Annotated in this window: 26 protein-coding genes; all 26 read right to left on the bottom strand. The window is 38.0% G+C overall.

The window, feature by feature from the left end; genetic code table 11:
- Nucleotides 1–68: 68 nt before the first annotated feature.
- The 26 genes from QNH24_RS03350 to rpiB all read right to left on the bottom strand — a co-directional run bounded on the left by QNH24_RS03350 (nt 69) and on the right by rpiB (nt 23,575).
- On the bottom strand, nt 69–452 hold the full coding sequence (locus QNH24_RS03350; protein WP_283870742.1) for a hypothetical protein: 384 nt from the start codon (nt 450–452) through the stop codon (nt 69–71).
- 173 nt (nt 453–625) lie between these two features.
- A complete protein-coding gene (gene fabZ / locus QNH24_RS03345) occupies nt 626–1,063 on the bottom strand; it encodes a 3-hydroxyacyl-ACP dehydratase FabZ (RefSeq protein ID WP_283870741.1) in 438 nt (145 codons plus the stop codon).
- 60 nt (nt 1,064–1,123) lie between these two features.
- On the bottom strand, nt 1,124–1,408 hold the full coding sequence (locus tag QNH24_RS03340; protein WP_054770237.1) for a DNA-directed RNA polymerase subunit beta: 285 nt from the start codon (nt 1,406–1,408) through the stop codon (nt 1,124–1,126).
- A 46-nt stretch (nt 1,409–1,454) separates the two neighbouring features.
- Entirely contained in the window at nt 1,455–2,294 is an 840-nt protein-coding gene (locus tag QNH24_RS03335; RefSeq protein WP_054770238.1) for a flagellar hook-basal body protein, read from the bottom strand.
- A gap of 24 nt (nt 2,295–2,318) precedes the next feature.
- Entirely contained in the window at nt 2,319–3,152 is an 834-nt protein-coding gene (locus QNH24_RS03330; RefSeq protein ID WP_283870740.1) for a flagellar hook-basal body protein, read from the bottom strand.
- A 21-nt stretch (nt 3,153–3,173) separates the two neighbouring features.
- Nucleotides 3,174–4,169, bottom strand: a complete 996-nt coding sequence (mreB, locus tag QNH24_RS03325; protein ID WP_283870739.1) for a rod shape-determining protein — start codon at nt 4,167–4,169, stop codon at nt 3,174–3,176.
- Between the two features lie 380 nt (nt 4,170–4,549).
- Entirely contained in the window at nt 4,550–4,810 is a 261-nt protein-coding gene (locus QNH24_RS03320) for a sporulation transcriptional regulator SpoIIID (RefSeq protein ID WP_010858004.1), read from the bottom strand.
- Between the two features lie 216 nt (nt 4,811–5,026).
- Nucleotides 5,027–5,692: a M23 family metallopeptidase gene (locus QNH24_RS03315; RefSeq protein ID WP_283870738.1), complete on the bottom strand. Its 666-nt coding sequence runs from the start codon at nt 5,690–5,692 to the stop codon at nt 5,027–5,029.
- A 37-nt stretch (nt 5,693–5,729) separates the two neighbouring features.
- Complete coding sequence (spoIID, locus tag QNH24_RS03310; RefSeq protein WP_283870737.1) at nt 5,730–6,665, bottom strand: stage II sporulation protein D; 936 nt, start codon at nt 6,663–6,665, stop codon at nt 5,730–5,732.
- A 179-nt stretch (nt 6,666–6,844) separates the two neighbouring features.
- Nucleotides 6,845–8,158 carry a UDP-N-acetylglucosamine 1-carboxyvinyltransferase gene (gene murA / locus QNH24_RS03305; RefSeq protein WP_054770240.1) on the bottom strand — a complete coding sequence of 438 codons (1,314 nt, stop codon included), beginning with the start codon at nt 8,156–8,158 and terminating at the stop codon, nt 6,845–6,847.
- A 615-nt stretch (nt 8,159–8,773) separates the two neighbouring features.
- On the bottom strand, nt 8,774–9,013 hold the full coding sequence (locus QNH24_RS03300; protein ID WP_283870736.1) for a DUF1146 family protein: 240 nt from the start codon (nt 9,011–9,013) through the stop codon (nt 8,774–8,776).
- A 105-nt stretch (nt 9,014–9,118) separates the two neighbouring features.
- Complete coding sequence (locus tag QNH24_RS03295; protein WP_283870735.1) at nt 9,119–9,526, bottom strand: F0F1 ATP synthase subunit epsilon; 408 nt, start codon at nt 9,524–9,526, stop codon at nt 9,119–9,121.
- Nucleotides 9,527–9,550: 24 nt separating this feature from the next.
- Nucleotides 9,551–10,966 carry a F0F1 ATP synthase subunit beta gene (atpD, locus tag QNH24_RS03290; protein WP_054770241.1) on the bottom strand — a complete coding sequence of 472 codons (1,416 nt, stop codon included), beginning with the start codon at nt 10,964–10,966 and terminating at the stop codon, nt 9,551–9,553.
- 48 nt (nt 10,967–11,014) lie between these two features.
- Nucleotides 11,015–11,872, bottom strand: coding sequence for an ATP synthase F1 subunit gamma (gene atpG, locus QNH24_RS03285; RefSeq protein WP_283870734.1), 858 nt, complete (start codon nt 11,870–11,872; stop codon nt 11,015–11,017).
- Nucleotides 11,873–11,919: 47 nt separating this feature from the next.
- Complete coding sequence (gene atpA, locus QNH24_RS03280) at nt 11,920–13,428, bottom strand: F0F1 ATP synthase subunit alpha (RefSeq protein ID WP_283870733.1); 1,509 nt, start codon at nt 13,426–13,428, stop codon at nt 11,920–11,922.
- A 28-nt stretch (nt 13,429–13,456) separates the two neighbouring features.
- The gene (locus QNH24_RS03275; protein ID WP_283870732.1) at nt 13,457–13,993 is read right to left on the bottom strand and encodes a F0F1 ATP synthase subunit delta; all 537 of its coding nucleotides are present in this window, start codon (nt 13,991–13,993) and stop codon (nt 13,457–13,459) included.
- The gene (gene atpF, locus QNH24_RS03270; protein ID WP_054770242.1) at nt 13,990–14,514 is read right to left on the bottom strand and encodes a F0F1 ATP synthase subunit B; all 525 of its coding nucleotides are present in this window, start codon (nt 14,512–14,514) and stop codon (nt 13,990–13,992) included. Before atpF ends, QNH24_RS03275 begins: the two co-directional genes overlap by 4 nt.
- A 170-nt stretch (nt 14,515–14,684) precedes the next feature.
- Nucleotides 14,685–14,909 (bottom strand): F0F1 ATP synthase subunit C, encoded by a 225-nt coding sequence (atpE, locus tag QNH24_RS03265; RefSeq protein ID WP_132360362.1) that lies wholly within the window; start codon nt 14,907–14,909, stop codon nt 14,685–14,687.
- A 63-nt stretch (nt 14,910–14,972) separates the two neighbouring features.
- Nucleotides 14,973–15,695: a F0F1 ATP synthase subunit A gene (atpB, locus tag QNH24_RS03260; RefSeq protein WP_283870731.1), complete on the bottom strand. Its 723-nt coding sequence runs from the start codon at nt 15,693–15,695 to the stop codon at nt 14,973–14,975.
- A gap of 37 nt (nt 15,696–15,732) precedes the next feature.
- Nucleotides 15,733–16,104, bottom strand: coding sequence for an ATP synthase subunit I (locus QNH24_RS03255; protein WP_283870730.1), 372 nt, complete (start codon nt 16,102–16,104; stop codon nt 15,733–15,735).
- Nucleotides 16,105–16,640: 536 nt separating this feature from the next.
- Entirely contained in the window at nt 16,641–17,762 is a 1,122-nt protein-coding gene (wecB, locus tag QNH24_RS03250) for a non-hydrolyzing UDP-N-acetylglucosamine 2-epimerase (RefSeq protein WP_283870729.1), read from the bottom strand.
- A 246-nt stretch (nt 17,763–18,008) separates the two neighbouring features.
- A complete protein-coding gene (upp, locus tag QNH24_RS03245; protein WP_283870728.1) occupies nt 18,009–18,638 on the bottom strand; it encodes a uracil phosphoribosyltransferase in 630 nt (209 codons plus the stop codon).
- 126 nt (nt 18,639–18,764) lie between these two features.
- A complete protein-coding gene (locus QNH24_RS03240) occupies nt 18,765–20,924 on the bottom strand; it encodes an EAL domain-containing protein (RefSeq protein WP_283870727.1) in 2,160 nt (719 codons plus the stop codon).
- A 287-nt stretch (nt 20,925–21,211) separates the two neighbouring features.
- A complete protein-coding gene (glyA, locus tag QNH24_RS03235) occupies nt 21,212–22,453 on the bottom strand; it encodes a serine hydroxymethyltransferase (RefSeq protein WP_283870726.1) in 1,242 nt (413 codons plus the stop codon).
- A gap of 61 nt (nt 22,454–22,514) precedes the next feature.
- Complete coding sequence (locus QNH24_RS03230; RefSeq protein ID WP_283870725.1) at nt 22,515–23,057, bottom strand: TIGR01440 family protein; 543 nt, start codon at nt 23,055–23,057, stop codon at nt 22,515–22,517.
- A gap of 80 nt (nt 23,058–23,137) precedes the next feature.
- Entirely contained in the window at nt 23,138–23,575 is a 438-nt protein-coding gene (rpiB, locus tag QNH24_RS03225) for a ribose 5-phosphate isomerase B (RefSeq protein WP_283870724.1), read from the bottom strand.
- Nucleotides 23,576–23,734 lie beyond the last annotated feature (159 nt).

Genomic DNA, 23,734 nt, shown 5'->3' with positions numbered 1-23,734 from the left:
AACGAGTGCATTTGTGATCCTACATAGATTGCCCGGGAAAGGAGGGAACTATCCGATTTTCGTAAAAACTATTTTTGTTTTTCTTTTAACAATTGTTCAATGTAAGCTGCTTCTGCTTTACAGTCATACGTATATTTTGTACCTAGCTCTTTTTGCAATGTCTCGATTGTTTCGATTTGCTTAGCTGTGGGCTCTTCATTTAAAATTTTCGCAATTACTTCATCGATTTTTTGCGCCATTTCTTCATGAAATTCAGTGCTCAGCAAAACATTTGCTGGAATTTTTTCAATCCATGCGGCATTCTCTTGAAAATAAGTCTGCCAGCTAGCAATGAAGTCTTCCATAGAGAAACGCTTTTCATCCCAACCAATACTTGCTAAGTATGATTCAAAAGATGTTGAAATCGAACGCGTAATGCTAATTTTAACACCTGAAGACAGATCCTTATACATCTATATAATCCTCCTACGTTTTAAAAAAACCTAAAATTACATGTATTTCAATTTACAATCGCTAATACGCCATCGCATTTTAGAACATAAATAAACTGCTAAAAAAATTAACAGCAAGGACATGATTCGACATAATTATTTTATAACTTTTAGCCTATAAATGCAAATTAAGCCTATTTTGGCTGTTCAGGTCCTATAGCAAATAGAATATCTGCTTCACAAACCAGCTCTCCATCAACTGTTGCTATACCATGACCTTTGCCCATTGCACCTCTTAGTTTAACAAACTCTACTTCCAGTCGAAGCTGATCCCCTGGTACTACCTGACGTTTGAAACGGCAATTATCCACACCTGTTAAGAAGGCTAAGCGACCTTTGAATTCTTCCGCGTTTAATAATGCAACACCACCAACTTGTGCTAGTGCCTCAACGATTAAAACACCAGGCATTACAGGATAGCCTGGGAAGTGTCCATTGAAAAAATCCTCATTGATAGATACATTTTTTAAACCTACTGCACGTTTTCCCTCTTCTAATTCAACAATACGATCAACAAATAAAAAAGGATAACGATGTGGTAAAATTGCTTGAATTTGCTCTGCTGATAACATTTGTATTCCCCCTCAATTATTAATAAAGTATGTAAACATAAAGGATGGTAAAGAATAAAATTATTCTTTACCATTCATAATATCAAATATATGCTGCCATGTTTCTGTTTTAAATACATCCGTAGCTTGTCCTTGTCCAATAACACTGTAGCCAAATATTGCACCTAAAACTGCGGCAACAACGACTAATACGAGAACAAGTACAACGCGTAGCCAAATCGGAATCAGCCGTATTTGCACCCATCGAACCTCTCGTTGCTCTCCATTTGAGCGGCGTTCCTTCTCTTCTGGTGGCGTATCGGTTTCTTTTGTCGGCACAGAACGTCGACGTGAATCGTTTGTCATAGATTGTACTCCTCTTCATTCCTACTAAACAGTAATCATGGATTTACTAGCGAATACCATTAATAAGCCCAAGCATTTGGTCAGCTAATGTTACAGCTCGTGCATTGAATTGATAAGAGCGCTGTGTTTGAATTAAATCCGTCATTTCCTTTGAAAGATTTACATTCGACATTTCTAACGTGCCACTTTGCATGCCAATCTGCTGGCGATTTGCACCCTGTAATTCTGTAACGACCTCAGCTTGCGTATATCCCAGTTGAGCGAGATTATCTGGCAATCCAACGTATTGGCCTGAAATGTGCTCCATTAGCTGTGGCTTTTGAAATTCTGTCACGGCTAAATCTGTACGGATAATATCTCCATTTGGATAGGAAGCCTCTAAGACGCCTCCATTTCGTACAGCAAAGCTTTTCACATTATCTGGTAATGTAATAGCTTGTCCTGTTGCATTAGCTAATGGATACCCATCTGCATTCACAACCATTACTGTTCCATTATTTAATGGTGATAAATAAAAGTCACCCTGACGAGTATACACTGTTTTTGTACCATTTTCACCATCTGGCATTAAAATATTGAAATATTGTTTTGCTTTATTGAAAGCTATATCTAAATCTCGGTTTGTTGTTTGTAATGAGCCTTGCTTTTCATTTGATTGAATTTGTCCAAGCATTGCACCTGAACCGTATCGAATACCTAGCGGAGATTGACGCTCTGCACGATCTTGCTTGTCATTATTAAACTGCTGATAAAGAAGCTCGTTGAAAGAAGCCTCTTTTGTCTTATAGCCATGTGTGTTGCTATTAGCAATGTTATTACTAATCGTATCTAATTTATTTTGTAATTGTCCCATTGTATTTGTTGCTGTAATCATTGTACGTAGCATTCTCTAACGCCTCCAGTTCGCATATTATACTTTTCCGATTTCATTGACAGCCTTTTCCATGCTTCGATCATAAGCCTGTAGCACTTTTTGATTGGCTTCAAATGCGCGATATGCTGTCATTAAATCTGTCATCGTGCGACCAGAATCTACGTTTGAGCGCTCAAGATAATTTTGACGAAGTGTAAATGCGACACCGTTAGCACCATAAGCAGTAGGCAAGTTTTCTCCATTCTCTGTTCGAACTAAGCCATTATCCTGTTTACGTAGCATGTTCGGATTAGCCGCAAATGATACGCCAACACGTGCTACTTGCTGATCATTGACGTAAATCGCTCCGGTCTCATCTAGACGAAAATCATCATTTGGAAGCTGGATGCGTTGGCCAGTATCAGATAAAACATACAGTCCTTGTGCATTGACTAAATTGCCTTGACCATCCAACGTAAAATTCCCATTTCGTGTATATGCCTCGCCACCATCTGGATGTGCTAAACGGAAGAAAATAGCCCCAGTGATGCCCTCTTCATTTTGCGGTAAGTATCCATCGATCAAGGCCATATCTGTTGAAAAATCTGTATTATAGATTTGACCCTGTATGTAGTTTGGCAATGTTTCTTGCATATAAATCCCAGTATTTAATGCTCCCACTTGACTCATATATTGAGAGCCCATTTGTTGCTTGGCAGTTGCGTTCGTATTTCCGACACTTGACATTAGCATATCTGGGAATGAACGAATTGTTGATTGATCCGCTTTAAATCCTGGTGTATTCGCATTTGATAAATTATTTGTTAATAATTCTGTTCGTCTTTGTTGTGCAATCATACCCGTTGCAACTGTATAGAACCCTTTAAACAAAGGAATCACCTCATTTTATTTTTATAAGGATGCAGGCACTCGATCAATATTTTCAAGCATAATGCCTGTACCAATTGCTACACAATCCATTGGTTGCTCTGCAATGAAAACAGGTACCTTTAACTCTTCAATTAATAGCTGGTCCATACCATGTAGTAATGCACCACCGCCAGTAATAATAACTCCACGATCAATTATATCAGCTGATAGCTCTGGAGGCGTTTTTTCTAGAACATTTTTTGCAGATTGAACAATCATAGCTACTGATTCATGTAAAGCATGTTCAATTTCCTCTGATTGAATCGTTATTGTGCGTGGGAGACCTGTCACCATGTCACGACCACGGATATCCATGGAATCATTTCTACCGCCCTTAAACACTGTACCAATTGTCATTTTTATTGCCTCAGCAGTACGTTCACCAATTAGTAATTTATATTCTTTTTTAATATATTGTAATATATCATTATCAAAAACGTCTCCTGCAACTTTAATGGATTCACTTGTTACGATATCTCCCATTGAAAGAACTGCTATATCTGTTGTTCCACCACCAATATCCACTACCATATTGCCACTCGGTTGAAAAATATCCATCCCTGCTCCAATAGCAGCAACTTTTGGCTCTTCCTCTAAATATACTTTTTTACCACCAGATTTTTCTGCTGCCTCACGGATAGCTTTTTGCTCGACACTAGTAATATTAGTTGGACAACAAATTAAAATACGTGGTTTCGTTAAGAATCCCTTTAAGTTTAATTTATTGATAAAATGTCTTAGCATCGCTTCAGTAACATCAAAGTCTGCAATAACACCATCGCGTAATGGTCGAATTGCAGTAATATTACCTGGCGTGCGCCCTACCATTTGGCGGGCTTCTTCCCCTACTGCTAATACTTTATTTGTTTTTTTATCAATTGCCACTACAGATGGTTCATTTAAAACAATTCCTTTACCTTTAACGTGGATTAATACATTTGCAGTTCCTAAGTCAATGCCAATATCTTTCGAAAACATTCTATAATTTCTCCTTCCCGCCAGTTCCCACTACATAACGTTCATTTTTATCCCGCATAAACGGACAGTAGACTCCCACTTCCAGACGTAAGTCAAGTAAATCCTATAATTGGGAAATCAACTGCCCGTAATAGTTCGGTTCGTTCACCTAAGAATCAGTGTAAGATGAGGATAATCCACACTGATTGAAGCTTCACTTTATCTCTTTATCTAGAATATTTTATCATACACTATTGGTAATTTCACCTAAATTTAGTGAATGTGGTTGTTTTCTTTAAATTATATGAACAATTCTAGAAAACAATAATACGTTTAAAATAATCTTTTAATTGTTCCATTCATTCTTTTAAGCCTATCTTTAACCACAAAAAAAGAACGAATCATTCTTGACTCGCTCTTTCTTTCCACTTGTTTTTCGTTGCCTCTCCTCCGCGAATATGACGTACGGCCTTATGGTAGGCGAGAATTTCCTTCACCTGCTCTGCTAATCCTTCATGAATTGTTGGCAATCGCTCTGTTAAGTCTTTGTGCACCGTACTTTTTGAATAACCTGTCATTTTCGCGAGGACACGCACAGTCTCACGCGTCTCAATCAATAATTCACCGAGGCGTATGCAGCGCTTCCGAATGTGCTCGTGCACGTTCTTCGTCCTTTCCACACAATTTCACAAAATGGCTTTGGCATCAGATGCACGTATGCGCATTTCTTCACCTTATGTAAGGACAAAGCTATTCAGAACACGTTTTACACTTTCTCGATAAATTGCTGATGATTTATGCTGCATCAATTAACAGTAAGGTTCCATATATATCATAGATATCTTTAACTGTTATTGTGGCAGCCGATTTTTCCTATTTTAAAAGGCTAGTGATTTTTTCGGATTCACATATTTTCCGTTTTCAAGTACTTCGAAATGTAAGTGAATGCCTGCTGCTTGATTCCACTCATTGTCAGTCGCTTTTCCTAATACCTGACCCTGTGTTACTTCATCGCCTTCTTTTACAGCAATATCTTTTACTGAGCTATAATGTGTTTGCTTACCATCTGCATGCTCAATAACAATTTTATTGCCTGTAAATGCATCTAGTTTTACTTCTAGTACTTTACCACTTAGAGCAGCTAGTACTTCAAATTCTTCACCATTCATAGCAAGAGAAATACCAGATGACGTTGTAAATGTTTGATTAAATACCATTAGTGCATTTTCACGTGCCTCTGCATTTGCCTCTACTTCATAAAATTCTTGTAAAACTTGTACTTTACTAAGATTTGCTTCTTTGAATGGGTACTTCATTGTTTCTGCACGAGCATTTGTTTCAACTACAGGGCCTGGATCTACTTCTGCCAAATCTGGTAATGGAGCCTCTTCTACCTTTGATACGAGACTATTGTAACCAAATAACATACCTGCTAGCATAAGTGCACCACCAGCATAAACTGCTGGCCAAAACCAAGGTTTCTTCTGTAATTGACCTTTTTCATTTTGTTTTTGAGAAGTTTTACTATTTTTATCCTCTCTCATTTTCATCACCTCTAGTTGCAGTGTGAACAACTAGAAGTTATTTTAAACATGCATCTATCTTTTTTATCTCAATATCCTGATAATAATAGTGTAAAATTTCGTTAGCAGTTTTACCTTCACTTGCCATTGCCTCAGCTCCATATTGACTCATCCCAACACCATGACCGTATCCTTTCGTACTTACTTGTACTTTTCCTGTATTAGTATCATAGGAAATTTTAAAATCAGTAGATGGTATTTGCAAAAGTGTTCGAACCTCTCGTCCTGACCATACATTTTTACCTAGCTGTAAACGTTCAACTCGTCCTGAATCATTAAAAAAATACTGGATGCGAGAGAAATCACTTACCTGCCATTTATCAGGCCAGATTGTATTCCACTCTGCTAATGTCCATTCCTTTACCGCAGAGTATTTTGGAGAGGATTGATCGGACATACTTGCTACGCTTTGCAAATATGGAAGATCATTACCGCTATAACCATAGGCACTCTCCGTTTTACCGTTACTAGTAGAATGGAACATAGCTGTGATTAATTGATTATTATAAAGAAGAACTTGTCCTTTCGTTTCATTAATCGCCTCGACAATTTTCTTTTCATTTCCTGGGAAATTGCTAGTCCAATTCGCTTTTCTTTGCTCTTTGTTATAAAAGACTTGTCTAGCAACTGTAGGAGCAATTGCTTCTCTACCGTAATTTGTCGATTTTAATGCATAAGTTCTTGCTGCAATAGCCTGCGCCTTTAACGCCTCTTTTTTAAATGAAACAGGCATTTCAGCAGCTACTACACCCGTAACATATGTTTCTAAAGGGATTTTCTCCTGTTGTCCCTCCACTTCTATAAATATTTCACAAGCATTGTCCGTGGTTTGGACTGATTCCTCAGTTGCACGTTTTTCACTAAATGCCACAGGAAGCACATATAATAACCCAATCAAACAAATGATACCAACACTCATTATCCATTTTTTCATAAGGAATAATATGCTAGAATTCTTCTAAATATGTGAACCTTAGCAAAACAATATTGAGTAGGGTATTGAAAATTACTATTTTTAAATTCAAAATGAGCTATTTTATCTTCTGAATGGTCACCTGATCGCTTCAATAAAAAGAACCCTACGCTTATAGTCATAGGGTATCAATCAGCTATTTAGTTTGTTGGTAATTCCACCGTAGATTTCTCTTTCATTACAACATCTTCAACTGGTACACGTTCGATATGAGCACCAAGTGCAGCCAATTTTTCATGGAAATCTACATAACCACGATCTAAGTGATGAAGTTTTGTCACACGTGTCACGCCTTCAGATACAAGGCCAGCTAAAATAAGTGCAGCTGCAGCTCGTAAATCCGTTGCCATGACCTCAGCACCTTGAAGATTTACAGGTCCCTCAATAAAGACAGAGCGCCCTTCGATTTTAGCACCCGCATTCATGCGACGGAACTCCTCAACGTGCATAAAACGATTTTCAAAGACAGTTTCCGTAATAATACTCGTACCTTCGGCAGTTAGCATTAAAGCCATCATCTGTGATTGCATGTCTGTAGGGAATCCTGGATGTGGCATTGTTTTTATATCCACAGCCTTTAATTTATCAGGAACTCGTACACGTATGCCTTCATCTAATTCGATAATTTCAACGCCCATTTCACGCATTTTAGCAATTAATGCTGTCATATGCTCAGGGACTGCGTTTTCAATCGTCACATCCCCTTTGGTAATGGCTGCTGCAACCATAAATGTACCAGCTTCAATACGATCAGGAATAATATGATGCTCTGTTCCATATAATGTTTCGACACCTTCAATACGGATGGTATTGGTACCTGCGCCAATAACGCGACCACCCATACTGTTAATAAAGTTTGCCAGATCTACAATTTCAGGCTCTTTCGCTGCATTTTCAATTACAGTTGTTCCCTGTGCCAATGATGCAGCTGTCATAATATTTTCTGTAGCTCCAACACTAGGGAAGTCCAAATACACATTTGCTCCTTTTAAACGGCCATTTACTTTTGCCTCTACATATCCGTGACCAAATGATATTTTTGCACCCATTGCTTCAAAGCCCTTTAAATGCAATTCGATTGGGCGAGAACCAATTGCACAGCCTCCTGGTAAAGCAACTCGAGCATAGCCATTGCGAGCAAGTAAGGAACCCATTACTAAAATAGATGCACGCATTTTACTTACATATTCAAATTGGGCCTCACCAGAAAGTTCTTTTGTTGCATCTATATATACTGCGTTGTCTTCTGGTATATATGTAACTGCTGCATTTAAACTTTTAAGTACTTCATTTATTGTAAAGACATCTGCTAAGTTAGGGACTTCCTTAATTACATTTTCTCCTTCAGAAGCAAGTAAAGCCGCCGCTAGGATTGGTAACACTGCATTTTTTGCACCCTCTACACGTACTTTTCCTTGTAGCTTTTGGCCACCAGTCACTATTATTTTTTCCACCCTATGTCCCTCCGAATTTAATCTATTAAGCTATTAAAATTTTATTTTAAAAAAGAAGTATAATGTCATAATCAGTAAACAAACAACTCTATAGTACAACTTTTCTAACGCTCATTCAAGCATCAAAATCACTATTTTAAGCCATTCATTAATATTTTGCTATTTATTTATTGTACGCATGAAATTTTATTTTGTGAATGACCAATAACATAGAACGAAAGCGTTATTTTCTAATACATACCCAAAGATTTATGAACAAAAAACAACATCTATTGAATTTAATAATCCATATTTTTTACATATTTCAAAGGGCCACATAAAGTGAAACTACAATTAGTAGAGGTTTCCCTAATCCCCTTGAATGCACGAGCTAAATACTCTCATCCTGCAAGGAACGCTTGTGTGACCAACATCTGTTGGCCTCAATCGGGCTTTACAGGCTGTTGATCCCCCAATTCACTTAAATCTTGAGATGGAATCTACCTGACGAAGCTTTCTGTACAGATAAATTACTGCCGGTTTTATGCAGGGATTACATTTTTGTTATAAAGCCCTGTGAAATATGTATATTCATTTTCTTCATTTTAGGTTAGTAATAAGGGGCTATATAATATATTAAAATAAATAAGGGAGCTTACCTGACCAATTTGACACTTGGAGGAAAAAATTCGAAACAGTTGTTCCAATCGCAATACTCAATAATATATAGATTAGCTGAATTTGAAATACTTTATTTTTCTTAAATATTTTCTCAAGCATAAAAGCTTGTAGTGCATAAAAAGTAATAGCGATAAAAAAAATGTGAGACAAAATACCTAACAAAGCTTCTTGTCCTATCGATTCATATAATTCCATTGTAATCCCTCCATAATTCATTAAGCTCCATTTATCTCACTTGCTTAAAGCACTGAATAATGTTAAAAAACGGGCAGATGTTGAATCTGCCCGTTAAAATTTGAATTAGATATTACCCTCATGAACGTTGATACGATTCAACGCACGTTTTAATGCTAGGTCAGCACGTTTGAAATCAATGTTGTCTTGTTTACTTTGAAGACGTCCTTCAGCACGTTTAACGGCTTCTTTTGCACGTTGAACATCGATGTTTTCAGCAACTTCAGCAGAAGGAGCTAAAATTGAAATCTTTTCTGGACGAACTTCAATGAAACCACCGCTTACAGCTACAATATCAGTAGAACCGTTTTCTTTTTTAAGCTTCACAGCACCAATTGCTAGTGGAGCAACCATAGGAATATGGCCAGCAAGAACACCGATTTCTCCAGAAGTTGTTTTAGCGATTACCATTGATACTTCAGAATCGTATACTGGGCCGTCGGGAGTGACAATATTGACTTGAACTGTCTTCATATTTTTTCCTCCTCGTCCCTAGTATTAAACCTCTACGCCCATGCTCTTCGCTTTTTCAACTACTTCATCAATAGAACCAACTAGACGGAAAGCATCTTCTGGTAGGTGATCCCATTTGCCATCAAGGATTTCCTTGAATGAGCGAACAGTTTCTTTAACAGGTACATAAGAACCTTTTTGACCAGTAAATTGTTCCGCAACGTGGAAGTTTTGAGATAAGAAGAATTGAATACGACGAGCACGTTCTACTGTTTGTTTATCTTCATCAGATAATTCATCCATACCTAAGATAGCAATGATATCTTGTAATTCACGGTAACGTTGGATTGTACGTTGTACGCCAGTAGCTACAGCATAATGCTCAGCACCAACGATTTCAGGTGATAATGCACGTGAAGTCGAAGCTAGTGGGTCAACCGCTGGGTAGATACCCATTTCAGATAATTTACGCTCAAGGTTAGTAGTTGCATCTAAGTGGGCGAAAGTTGTTGCTGGAGCCGGGTCAGTATAGTCATCGGCTGGTACGTAAATCGCTTGGATAGAAGTTACAGATCCTTTGTTCGTAGATGTGATACGCTCTTGTAATTTACCCATTTCAGTTGCAAGTGTTGGTTGGTAACCTACCGCAGAAGGCATACGACCTAACAGGGCAGAAACCTCAGAACCTGCTTGTGTGAAACGGAAGATGTTGTCGATGAATAAAAGTACGTCTTGGCCTTGTTCATCACGGAAGTATTCCGCCATTGTAAGACCAGTTAACGCTACACGCATACGTGCACCAGGTGGTTCGTTCATTTGACCGAATACCATCGCTGTTTGCTTAATAACGCCTGAATCGCTCATCTCGAAGAATAAGTCGTTCCCTTCACGAGTACGCTCACCTACACCAGCGAATACAGAGATACCTGAGTGCTCTTGTGCGATGTTATTAATTAATTCTTGGATTAATACTGTTTTACCTACACCGGCACCACCGAACAGACCGATTTTACCACCTTTGATATATGGTGCAAGTAAATCTACTACTTTAATACCTGTTTCAAGAATTTCAACTGAAGTTGAAAGATTCTCGAAAGATGGTGCTTCACGGTGAATTGAATCACGACGTGCATCAGCTGGAATCTCTTCACCTAAGTCAATTACTTCTCCAAGTACGTTGAATACACGACCTAGCGTAACTTCACCAACTGGTACTGAGATTGCTTTTCCTGAGTCTGTAACTTCTGCTCCACGTTGTAAGCCATCAGTAGATGACATCGCAATTGTACGAACAGAATCATCACCTAAATGAAGCGCAACTTCTAATGCAAGAATTGTTGGTTCTTCATTAGGACGTTCAATCTTAACTGATAATGCGTTATAGATTGCTGGTAATTGACCATTGCTGAATTTTACGTCAACAACTGGACCCATTACTTGAATAACATGTCCTTTATTCATTACTGTGTACCCTCCTATCGTATTCTTATACGACATTGGGAAGCTGGCCTATTCTAAGGCTGCAGCTCCACCAACGATTTCTGTAATTTCTTGTGTAATCGCCGCTTGACGCGCACGGTTGTATTGCAATGATAGATCTGAAATAAGATCAGATGCATTATCTGTTGCATTTTTCATAGCCGTCATACGAGAAGCATGTTCACTTGCTTTTCCATCTAATAATGCCCCATACACTAAGCTTTCCGCATATTGTGGCAGTAATACTTCAAGAATTGCTTCGCCAGATGGCTCAAATTCATAAGAAGCTGTACCGCTTGCAGGTGCAATATCTGTTAATGGAAGAAGTTTTTTCTCCGTCACTTCGCTGGCAATAGCGCTGACAAAGTGATTGTAGTACATATAAAGTTCATCATATGTACCATCAATGAACATACCAACAGCATTACGAGCGATTTCTTTAATATCAGCAAAGGTTGGCTGGTCCGGAAGACCGACAACATCGCTGATAACATTATGATCACGTTTTACAAAGTAGTCACGAACAACACGTCCTACAGCTAAAATAACGTACTCGTCTTTTGATCTATGACGTTCGTTAATTGTACGCTGTACTTGACGCAGAATACTTGAGTTGTAAGCACCTGCAAGTCCACGGTCAGAACCAATGACTAAGTAAGCTGTTTTCTTAACAGGACGAGCAGTTAACATTGGATGTCCACTGTCTTTTGTCCCGGAAGCAATCGCGCCTACTACATCCTGGATTTTTTCCATGTAAGGAACGTAAGCTTTAGCGTTTTGCTCTGCACGACGTAACTTTGAAGAAGAAACCATCTGCATCGCTTTCGTAATTTGCTTCGTGCTCTTTGTAGAAGTAATACGACCTTTTATTTCGCGTAAGTTTACCACTGGTATTTCACCACCTTTTGTTTTTTAATCAAGTGACTAGCTCGAACTTATTCTGATTTAGCGAAAGTTTTTTTGAACTCAGTTAAAGCTGCTACGTAATCCGCATCAGGAGCAAGTTCTTTTGTAGTACGAACATGATCTAAAACGTTTGTGTGGTTTGTATCTAACCAGCTTAAGAATTCAGATTCAAAACGAACGATATCTTGTACTGGAATATCATCTAAATGACCTTTAGTTAATGCATAAAGGATCGCAACTTGTTTTTCAACTTTAAGTGGTTTGTTAAGGTCTTGTTTAAGAACTTCAACCGTACGTTTACCACGCTCAAGTTTAGCAAGTGTTGCTTTATCTAAATCTGAACCGAATTGAGCGAATGATTCAAGCTCACGGAATGCTGCTAAGTCAAGACGTAGCGTACCCGCAACTTTTTTCATCGCTTTAATTTGAGCAGATCCACCTACACGTGATACAGAAAGACCAGCGTTAATCGCAGGACGTACACCTGAGTTGAATAAGTCAGATTGTAAGAAAATTTGTCCATCAGTGATTGAGATTACGTTTGTTGGGATGTATGCAGAAATATCCCCAGCTTGTGTCTCAACGAATGGAAGAGCTGTAATCGAACCATTTTTATATGTTTCATTTAACTTCGCAGCACGTTCAAGTAAGCGGCTGTGTAAGTAGAAAACGTCACCAGGGTAAGCTTCACGACCTGGAGGACGACGTAGAAGAAGTGAAAGTTCACGGTAAGCTGATGCTTGTTTAGAAAGATCATCATACACGATTAACACGTGTTTACCTTGTAACATGAATTCTTCTGCCATAGATACACCAGCTAAAGGTGCTAGGAAAAGTAATGGAGCTGGTTGAGAAGCAGAAGCTGTCACAACGATTGTATAGTCTAAAGCACCATTTTTACGAAGCGTTTCTACTACACCACGTACAGTAGATTCTTTTTGACCGATTGCTACATAGATACAAATCATGTTTTGGTCATTTTGGTTAAGAATTGTATCGATAGCTACTGATGTTTTACCAGTTTGACGGTCACCGATGATTAACTCACGTTGACCACGACCGATTGGTACTAATGCGTCAATCGCTTTAATACCAGTTTGTAGTGGTTCGTGTACTGATTTACGAGCCATTACACCGAAAGCAGGACTTTCGATTGGACGAGATTTTGTAGTGTTGATAGGACCTTGTCCATCCACTGGTTGACCAAGTGGGTTTACAACACGGCCAATTAGTTCTTCACCAACTGGTACTTCCATGATACGACCTGTACGACGAACTTCATCGCCTTCTTTGATGTCAGTGTATGGACCTAAGATTACGATACCAACGTTACCTTCTTCTAGGTTTTGAGCCATACCCATAACACCGTTAGAGAACTCTAAAAGCTCTCCAGCCATGGCGTTGTCGAGGCCATGAGCAAGAGCAATACCGTCACCAATACGGATAACTGTACCAACTTCGCTTACTTTAAGTTCAGATTCATAATTCTCAATCTGTTGTTTAATCAGACTGCTGATTTCTTCAGCCTTGATGCCCATGTATGTCACCTCTCACATTTCTAAATTATTAACCGATTAATTCACGTTTTAAGCGCTCAAGTTTGTTTGCTACTGAGCTATCATAAATATGATTACCGATTTGAACACGAATTCCACCAAGAAGTGATGGATCAATTTCGTTTGTAATGTTTAATGATTGTTTACCAACAAGTTTCGCGAATACTGCAGAAATTTTTGCGCTTTCTTCAGCAGAAAGTTCACGAGTAGAGAATACCGTTGCATCTGCCGTACCTTGTGCTTGTGCAGCTAGCTCAGCATATTCTTTTGCAATTAGCTTGATTTCGTTTACACGCTTTTTCTCAACAAGTAATTGAATTGTGTGTAAAACCTCTGGTGTTGAACCAGCAAAGATGTCTGTAAGCATTTGTTTTTTACGTTCGATAGAGAACTTAGGAGCATTTAAAAGTGTTAAAAAATCAGGAGATTCTTTGACAACCTTTGTAAGCTCGTTTAAGTCTGCCCCAACTTCAGCAAGAATGTTTTTTTGTTGCGCTAATTCAAATAGTGCTTGAGCATAACGTTTTGCTACAGTTGAATTACTCATTGAGCTTCCCCTGCCTTCGCAATCGTCTCTTCAATTAGAGCACGGTTGTCTGCCTCAGAAATCTCTTTGCTAAGGACTTTAGATGCTGCAAGTACAGATAATGAAACGACTTCATCACGTACAGCTGCAATAGCTTTTTCTTTTTCAGACTCAATTTCACGTAAAGCCGATTCTTTTAAGCGGTTCGCTTCATTGCGTGCTGCAGTAAGAATTTCTTCTTTTTGTAGTTCGCCTTGCTTCTTAGCGCTTTCAACAATCGATTGTGCTTCCGTACGAGCTTCCTTAAGAAGGCTCTTTTGTTCTTCTAAATATTGGTGCGAATCTTTACGCGCTTTTTCAGCTGCTTCGATTTCACTAGCTACTAATTCTTCACGTTGTTGCATGATACCCATAAGAGGACCCCAAGCGAACTTTTTCAGTAAAAACATTAATAATAAGAAGATAACCAATGTTGAGATGATGTCACCATTGTTAAATCCTTCACCAGCGCTGGCACCTAGTACAAGATAATCTAAAAACACGATTGTTTCACTCCCTTCAAGAGCTTTGACTTCAACATTATTTAATAACTTGAAAATCTACCTATTTTAAAAAGCTATATTTTCACATAGCTTTTATCTGTTCCAAAATGAAGGGCGAAGTTTCATCTGAAGATTCCTGCTTCGCCACTAGAATTCAGTATACAACTGAATTATTTGTTCATTACGATGAATGCGATTACTACTGCGATGATTGGTAGGGCTTCAACTAATGCTACCCCGATGAACATTGTAGTTTGAAGAACGCCACGTGCTTCTGGTTGACGAGCGATACCTTCTACTGTTTTTGAAACGATAAGACCGTTACCGATACCTGCACCAAGTGCACCTAAACCGATTGCAATTGCTGCTGCTAATAAACCTAATGAACCTGTCATTTGAAAATTTCCTCCTTGGAATTGTTTGTTTTTGTGGTTCAAGCATAGGATATATGCTTTATATTAATGGTCATCGCTCACTTTATGAGCAATGTAAACCATTGTTAACATTGTGAAGATAAAGGCTTGGATAAAGCCGATGAAAATTGAGAAACCTTGCCATGCCATCATAGGAACAATTGCTCCAATGAAGCCCATAGGACCTGTTATTGCTAAACCAGCAAGTAAGCCAAGTAAAATCTCACCTGCATAAATGTTACCGTAAAGACGTAGACCAAGAGTTAGCGTATTGGAAAACTCCTCCACAAGCTTTAATGGGAGCATGAATGCCATTGGTTTGAAGTATGACCCAACATAATGGCCTGTACCCTTCATTTTAATACCATAGTAGTGCGTCATTACTAAAATCATTGTCGCAAGAGTCATAGTAACTGTTGGGTCAGCTGTCGGAGATTTCCACCATAGTGTGTGATCATAGGCGATAGAAAATGGAAGACCTAGTAAGTTAGATACTGCGATAAACATAATAAGTGTGATACCTAAAATATGGAATCGTCCACCAGTTTTCCAGTCCATGTTGCTTTTGATGATATTCTTTACGAAATCCATAATCCATTCCATAAAGTTTTGCATCCCAGTTGGCTTTAGTTTTAAACTTCTAGTTGAAATGAACGCAATTAGAAATACGATAATTGCTGCAACTAGTAACATCATCACTGTAGATAAGTTAAATGTTAATGTTGTAAAACCTAAATCTACAGAGTATAACGGAGCTTTGTGATTCATTGTTATTTTTTCACCTCTCTTTCTAATTTTAAGCACATTAGCGGTTCCTTACATGAGACACAATTCTCTCGACAAAGAGAAAAACGTACGGAATCATTAGCCCTATGACCGTGCTAATTAAGTGAAAATAGTTTGGCAACGAGATGGCTATAGCGACTGCCGCCACACCTGATGCAAATCGAAGAGCTGTACCAAGTGAGCCTATTTTCTTCCCTTCACTAATGGACCTGTCAAACTTCTCCATACGACGAACTAAAATCCAAAAATTATACGTACCAAAGAATGCACCGATTGCGATGCCCGCAAAAACCGTTTGATAAGGCGTAAAGCCCCAGCCTAGTGCGCAGAGTGCGAGCAAAAAAAATAACGCTCTCTTCTGCATAGCAAAAATGTGATGCAAATCTAGCATTGGTTGTAATCTCCTGAATCATTTTTTCGAGTAATGAAAACGTTTGCTGACCACCATGTGAAATCAGAAAAGAGCAGTGAAAAACACTACTCACAGCGGAATAGTAATGGGAGAGTCATTTCAATTACAGGTGTAAATCCCTAAAAATGCCTTACACCCCTTACCTACTTCGGTAAAAAACCGAAACGCACAAAACGTTGCAAATCGACAGCTTTTATTTTGAACTGTCAATTTAGTAGAAACTTGATATAACAAGTGTTTCAACGCCTTTCAACGAATAGAAACCCTTATCATTCTTACCCTTTGTAAGCATACAATAGGAGGTATTTGAAGTCAATTAGTAAAGGAGAAAAACTTCACAGCCACTATACTCTTGTCAAATTGTTGACAAATTTGTGTATGAAATTTCATAGATTCAAAATTTATTTTTGGAATTATGCAAAAAAAAGCTAATTTACGACAGGATTTCGCTCGTAAATTAGCCTACCCATCAAACTAGGTAAAATAGACTCATTTTTATTTATAAAAATAGTACATTAATTGCTTTTATACAAAAAATCTAAGAGGGCTTTTACAATTCGCTCAGAGGCATGCCCATCACCATACGGATTTGATGCTTTTGCCATGGTTTCATAGGCATTTGTATCTTCTAATAATTCCTTTGCAAGAGCGTAGATTGTTTCTTCTTCTGTCCCTGCTAGCTTTAAAGTGCCCGCCGCAATTCCTTCTGGACGCTCTGTAGTATCTCTTAGCACAAGAACTGGTTTCCCTAATGAAGGTGCCTCCTCCTGAATACCACCTGAATCTGTAAGTATCATATAAGAGTTAGCCGCGAAATTATGGAAATCGAATACTTCAAGCGGCTCAATTAAATGCACGCGCTTATGATCCCCTAAAATGTCATTGGCAATTTCACGTACGGCCGGGTTCATATGCACCGGATACACCACTTGTACATCTTCGTGCTCTGATAAGATTCTCGTAATTGCTCGGAACATATGACGCATTGGTTCACCCAGATTTTCACGACGATGCGCTGTTAATAAAATCATGCGATCCTTACCAATTTTCTCTAATACAGGGTGTGTGTACTGTTCACTGACAGTCGTAGCTAATGCATCAATCGCAGTATTACCTGTGACAAAAATAGTTTCTAATTTTTTATTTTCATCTAATAGATTTTTCTTCGATACTTCAGTCGGTGCAAAATGAAGATCAGCCATGACTCCTGTTAATTGTCGATTCATTTCCTCTGGATAAGGTGAATACTTATTCCACGTACGCAGCCCTGCCTCCACATGACCAATTGCAATTTGGTTATAGAATGCTGCAAGACTTGCAACAAAAGTAGTTGTTGTATCGCCATGTACTAAAACAATATCTGGCTTAGCCTCTTTCATGACTTGATCCAAACCATGTAATGCATTCGTTGTTACGTCGATCAAGGTTTGACGATCCTTCATAATATTTAAGTCGTAGTCAGGTACGATTTTAAATGTTTCTAAGACTTGATCTAGCATTTGGCGATGTTGAGCAGTTACAGTCACAATCGATTCTATTTGCTCAGGATGTTTTTGTAATTCTAATACAAGAGGAGCCATCTTAATTGCCTCTGGTCTTGTACCAAAAATCGTCATTACTTTCCATTTTTTCGTCAAAACGATTTGCACCGTCCTTTATTTTATTGTATGAAAAGTGTTTTTCCCCGTTGAAATGCATTTGTCTTCATTCAGCAAATGATGGAGTGGATTTGGTTACTTTTCCGTGGGTGTCCAAACACCTCCTGAAATAGCGGAACTTCAAGTGGGAGTCACCTAAACATACGATGAAACGTCCTTCAATATTGAAGGACGCTTTGAAGTTTTATAAGTTGCCTAAAAAAAGTCATATACTAGAGATCTACCTTATTTCGTACCGAATAGGCGATCTCCTGCATCTCCTAGACCTGGCACAATATAGCCATGGTCATCTAATTTTTCGTCAAGAGCAGCAATATAAATATCCACATCTGAATGTTCTTCTTGAATTGCTTTTACTCCCTCTGGAGCAGCGATTAAACACATAAATTTAATATTTTTCGCTCCACGTTTTTTCAATGAGTGTATAGCCTCCACTGCTGAGCCACCAGTTGCAAGCATCGGGTCTACGATGATGAAATCACGTTCTTCTACATCTGCTGGAAGCTTTGCGTAATATTCAACTGGCTTTAATGTTTCTGGGTCACGATAAAGACCAATATGACCTACTTTTGCCGCTGGAATTAGCTTTAATACACCATCTACCATACCAATTCCTGCACGTAAAATCGGGACAATTGCAAGTTTTTTTCCAGATAGAACTTTTGTTTTCGCTATAGTGACAGGTGTTTCAATTTCGATTTCTTCCACTGGCATATCACGTGTAATTTCAAATGCCATAAGTGTAGCGACCTCATCAACTAGCTCACGAAATTCTTTTGTTCCCGTATTCTTATCACGAATATAAGTTAACTTGTGTTGGATTAGTGGATGATCAAATACATATACTTTGCTCAAAGAGATTCTCTCCTAACCGTTCGGATTTCATTTTTATCTCACCTAGTATAACAGAAAAAAGGAGTCGTCTCAAAATTAAATTTGGGACAACTCCTTTTCTAGAATGTTACCTACATATAAGAGCGATTATTCATCTAGTATTTTATCTAATTGCTCAATGGGCATAGGTTTGTAATAAAAATAGCCTTGTCCGACAGTACAACCAAGTGCACGTAATATTTCAACCTGCTCCTCGTTTTCAATACCTTCAGCCACTGAAGTCATTCCTAGATTTAATGCTAATTGTATAATAGAACGGACAATTGCAAGCGTAGCAGCATCATTAATAGCATTGATAAAACTTCGATCAATTTTTAATTCTGTAAACGGTAGCCTTTGTAAATAGCTTAGTGATGAAAAACCTGTTCCAAAATCATCTACTGATGTTTTAAACCCGTAGCTCTTCAATTCCTGAATGATGGTGAAGGCTGATTGAAAATCGACCAAGCCAATATTTTCAGTGACCTCTAATATGATATATTCTGGATCAATATCAAATTTCCGAACTAAATTTACAATATCTTGAACAAAGTGAACATAATAAAAATGATCTGGTGAAATATTTACTGCAACCCTTACTAAATTTTTACCCATTTTCTTGCGTTCGGCTAACCATGAAAGAACAATCTCTAATATTTGAACATCAATTTCTCGCACTTTCCCCGCACTTTCTGCAACAGGAATAAAAACTGCTGGTGACACAAAACCAAGCTTTGGAGAAATCCAGCGGGCAAGCGCTTCAATACTTTGGATTTCCCCGGTACGTAAATCAACCTTTGGCTGTAAGTTAACAGAAATCTCCTTGTTTTTTAATGCCTGTGACAAATGATTCAACACCGTCATTTGCTGTTCAAGGACATCATTTCTTTCCTGGGTGAAAATTTCCATATGGGTACCTGGTTTATTAGCCGCAAAGGATAAGGCATTGTCTGCAAAGCGAATTGCATCAGCAATTTTTATATCATCATTATAAAACGCAATCCCTGTTTTCAATGTAATATAAATTTGTTTTCCACCAATGATAAAAGGCTGACGAATAATTTCTTTAATTCGTTTCTCGTAATTTTGAAAAGTAACATGGGATGTCACACTTGAAAGAATCAAACTAGAGCTTGTGAATCTAGCAATATATTCATTATACTCATCTTTCTCTTCATTTAGTCGTTTTGCAATTTGTCTTAAAAGCTCGTCTCCTGCTTCTCGACCATATAGCTCAACTATTTGATGAAATTCACTAGGTTTTAAGATTTTAATATAACCACATTGACCCCGCTCTTTATCTTTCTCTACCTTATTTAAGAAGCTGTGTCGATTAGGTAGCCCAGTGGTAATATCCATATAGGCCAAATCCCATATCATTTTTTGTGTTTTTGCATAAGAATATGCTAGCGCCACCAATGAACCAATTTTACTAAACATGTTTTCAAAAAACTCTTTGTCATTAGGATAAGGCTTTAAAAATATTGCAAACAACCCTATTGATTGCTGTTGCTGATTTCGTATCGGTACAAACCATCCAGCTGTCTTTTTAGAGGCATTGGCAAAGTTTTTATGTTCTAATGGAATATCAATATCATCCAAATTTGTGATAAAAATAGATTTTCTCTCTTGTATAACTTGGTCATAAAAATTTTTGCTTTCACAGCGTTCAGACATCCCTTTTACTTTACTCTTCCCTGTAAAAACTTGAAATTGATTTGACTCTGCTTTAACTAGCACCATACTTACAATGTTCGGCATAAAAAATTCATCTAAGCCACTACAAATAATGCTCATCTTTTTATCAAATGGATTGTCCTTTTCGATTGCTTCATACATAGCTTTTTCAAGGCGCAATAAAAAATCTTCGGCGTGGTAATAAGTGACATCCTTTACAAGTAATAGTACATATAATGTTTCATTTTTACTATTTTGAAATGGCAGCGCTTGTATTTCAGCCCAAAAAGGGGGTTTGTCCAAGCATTTATGATGTAATTTTGCTTGTACCATGACCCCACTATGTATTTTCTGCTTAATCATTTCAATAGTCGCCTTCTGCTCCTCATTTAATAGCAATGAAAAATAATCATTTTCTAGAATTTGTGTATGTGTAGTATTCGTTAGCGCACAAAAAGAATCATTACATTCCAATATTTTATGATTATTTTTTACGTCAAAAATAACGTAGCTTTCTTTTGAATTATCCCCTAATTTACGAATTGTGTTTAATAACATTTCATTTTGTATGTCCATCGATTTAGTAATCATCCAACCCCTCCCGTCTCTATCACTTCTTCTTTCTTACATTGTACATAAAAATTCAATAAATTGTCACTTTTATAAAAAAATCTTCTTTAGTAGGACAGTATCTGTCCTCGACCCACTATACTATATCTTTTTCTAATCAGTTTATGTAAATTAATTCAAAAATAAGAGGATTTTATTTTTATGTTAGAAAAAAAGATACTTCTTACAGTTTTAGTCTTATTTTACAAAACAAAAGGGGCTATGTTTAAAGTGACCTATCGCACTTTAAACACAACCCCGATTAATAATTATGCGTATAAAGGATGTTTGTCTGTTAGAGCTTTAACGCGAGCTTTTGCCTCTGCTTTCACAGCTTCATCCTCTGGATTTTTTAGAACTGCTGCAATAATTGCACCGACTTCTTTCATATCTTCCTCTTTGAAACCACGTGATGTAACTGCAGGTGTACCAATACGGATACCAGAAGTAACAAATGGAGATTCTGTATCATAAGGGATTGTATTTTTATTTGTTGTAATCCCTACTTCATCTAGTGCATGCTCTGCTACTTTACCTGTTAAGCCAAGAGACTTCACATTAAGAAGCAATAGATGGTTATCTGTACCACCAGATACAATTTCAACGCCCTCAGCCACTAATACTTCACCTAATACTTTGGCATTTGCTTTAATTTGTTTTGCATATTCTTTAAACTCTGGCTGTAACGCTTCGCCGAATGCTACTGCTTTTGCAGCGATAACGTGCATTAAAGGACCGCCTTGAATACCTGGGAATACAGATTTGTTTAGCTTTTGCTCCCATTCTTTCGAAGCAAGGATTAAACCACCACGCGGACCACGTAATGTTTTATGTGTTGTAGATGTCACAAAATCAGCATATGGCACTGGTGATTGATGTTCTCCAGCAGCTACTAGGCCAGCGATATGTGCCATATCAACCATAAAGTATGCTCCTACCTCGTTTGCGATTTCACGGAACTTAGAAAAATCGATTTCACGTGGGTAAGCTGATGCACCTGCAACAATCAATTTTGGTTTATGTTCTAACGCTTTTTGACGTACATCTTCATAATCAATTACTTGAGTATCTTTTGTTACACCATATTCTACGAAATTATAGAGAATGCCTGAGAAGTTTACTGGCGATCCATGTGTTAAGTGACCGCCATGAGAAAGGTTCATACCAAGAACTGTATCACCTGGCTCTAAAATTGTGTGGTAAACTGCCATGTTAGCTTGTGCACCAGAATGCGGTTGCACGTTTGCATATTCCGCACCAAAGATTTCTTTTACACGGTCACGTGCAATATCCTCTACCACGTCTACATGTTCACAGCCACCATAATAACGTTTACCTGGATAACCCTCAGCATATTTATTTGTTAGAACAGAGCCCTGTGCTTCCATTACAGCTTCAGAAACAAAGTTCTCTGATGCGATTAACTCAATATTTGCTTGTTGACGTTTTTTTTCTGCAAGGATCCCCTCTAAAACTGCTTTGTCTTGTACTGCTAATTTTTCGTATGCCATGTTTGAAAAGCCTCCTAGTATGATTATTATTTATATTTACCCCTTTAAAAGAAAGGTAATATTATTTATATACTGCACGTTCTCCACCAATTAGCTTTGGACGTGTTGTAGCAATAGTTACAACTGCTTCCCCTACCATCCGAACCGATGTACGAACTGGGACAGCTACTGCCTTTAAATGCATGCCAATTAATGTTTGGCCTATATCAATTCCTGCGCTAGCCTTCACTGTTTCAACAACAACTGGATTGTCAAATTGTGTATAGGCATAAGCAGACATTGAGCCACCTGCTGTTCGAACAGGAACTACAGATACGGGTTCATAGCCAAAACGGTCTGCAATTGTTGCCTCCATTGTAATAGCGCGATTTATATGTTCACAGCCTTGGAATGCAAGATACAGCTGATGTTTCTTTGCAAATGCTTGAAGAGGCTCGAATATCGCCTCAGCAATTTCAAGCGCACCCGCTGTGCCAATTTTCTGACCAATCACCTCAGATGTCGAGCAGCCTACGACAAAAATAGTATTTGGTCGTAAGGTTACCTGCTCTTCAAATTCACTGAGCAACTGAGTCAAATGTGTCCGTATTTGTTGTGTAACCACTATGCCTCAGCTCCTTTATATAACTAATTAGAAACCACACACGAACAAGAAATAACCATGTGTGTAATAATTAGCTTTCATTATTGTTCAAGTTCAGTAATTTTTTCAATGCGACGAGTATGACGTCCACCCTCAAATTCTGTTCCAAGCCATGTTTGGACAATTTCACGAGCAAGACCAGGTCCGATCACGCGTTCTCCCATAGACAAAACATTTGAGTCATTATGACAACGAGTTGCCTTTGCGCTAAATACATCATGCACTAAAGCACAACGGATTCCCTTCACTTTATTTGCAGCAATGGACATACCAATACCTGTGCCACAAATTAAAATACCTTTATCAAATTCCCCGCTAGCAACACCTTCAGAAACTGGTTTTGCATAATCAGGATAGTCTACTGAATCCGCAGATTGTGGACCAAAATCTTCGTAGCTAATATTTAGCTCATCTAACAGCTGCATAATCTCACGACGTAAGTTATTGCCTCCGTGATCAGAAGAAATTGCTATTCTCACTGGGTTCCCTCATTTCGAATTTATAGTCAACACTAGTGTACCACTTCTATCTCAAGAATAACATGATTTTTCTTGCATTTTTATGCTGATTTCTCCTGAAAGACGAACATTTGTTGTAAACTACTATAAAATCATTCACTTTTAAAGTTAATTTTTTAA

Source organism: Lysinibacillus pakistanensis (genome assembly GCF_030123245.1).
Lineage (GTDB): Bacteria > Bacillota > Bacilli > Bacillales_A > Planococcaceae > Lysinibacillus > Lysinibacillus pakistanensis.
The sequence above is the reverse complement of the archived record's forward strand: the minus strand, read 5'-3'. Positions and strand labels throughout refer to the sequence as shown.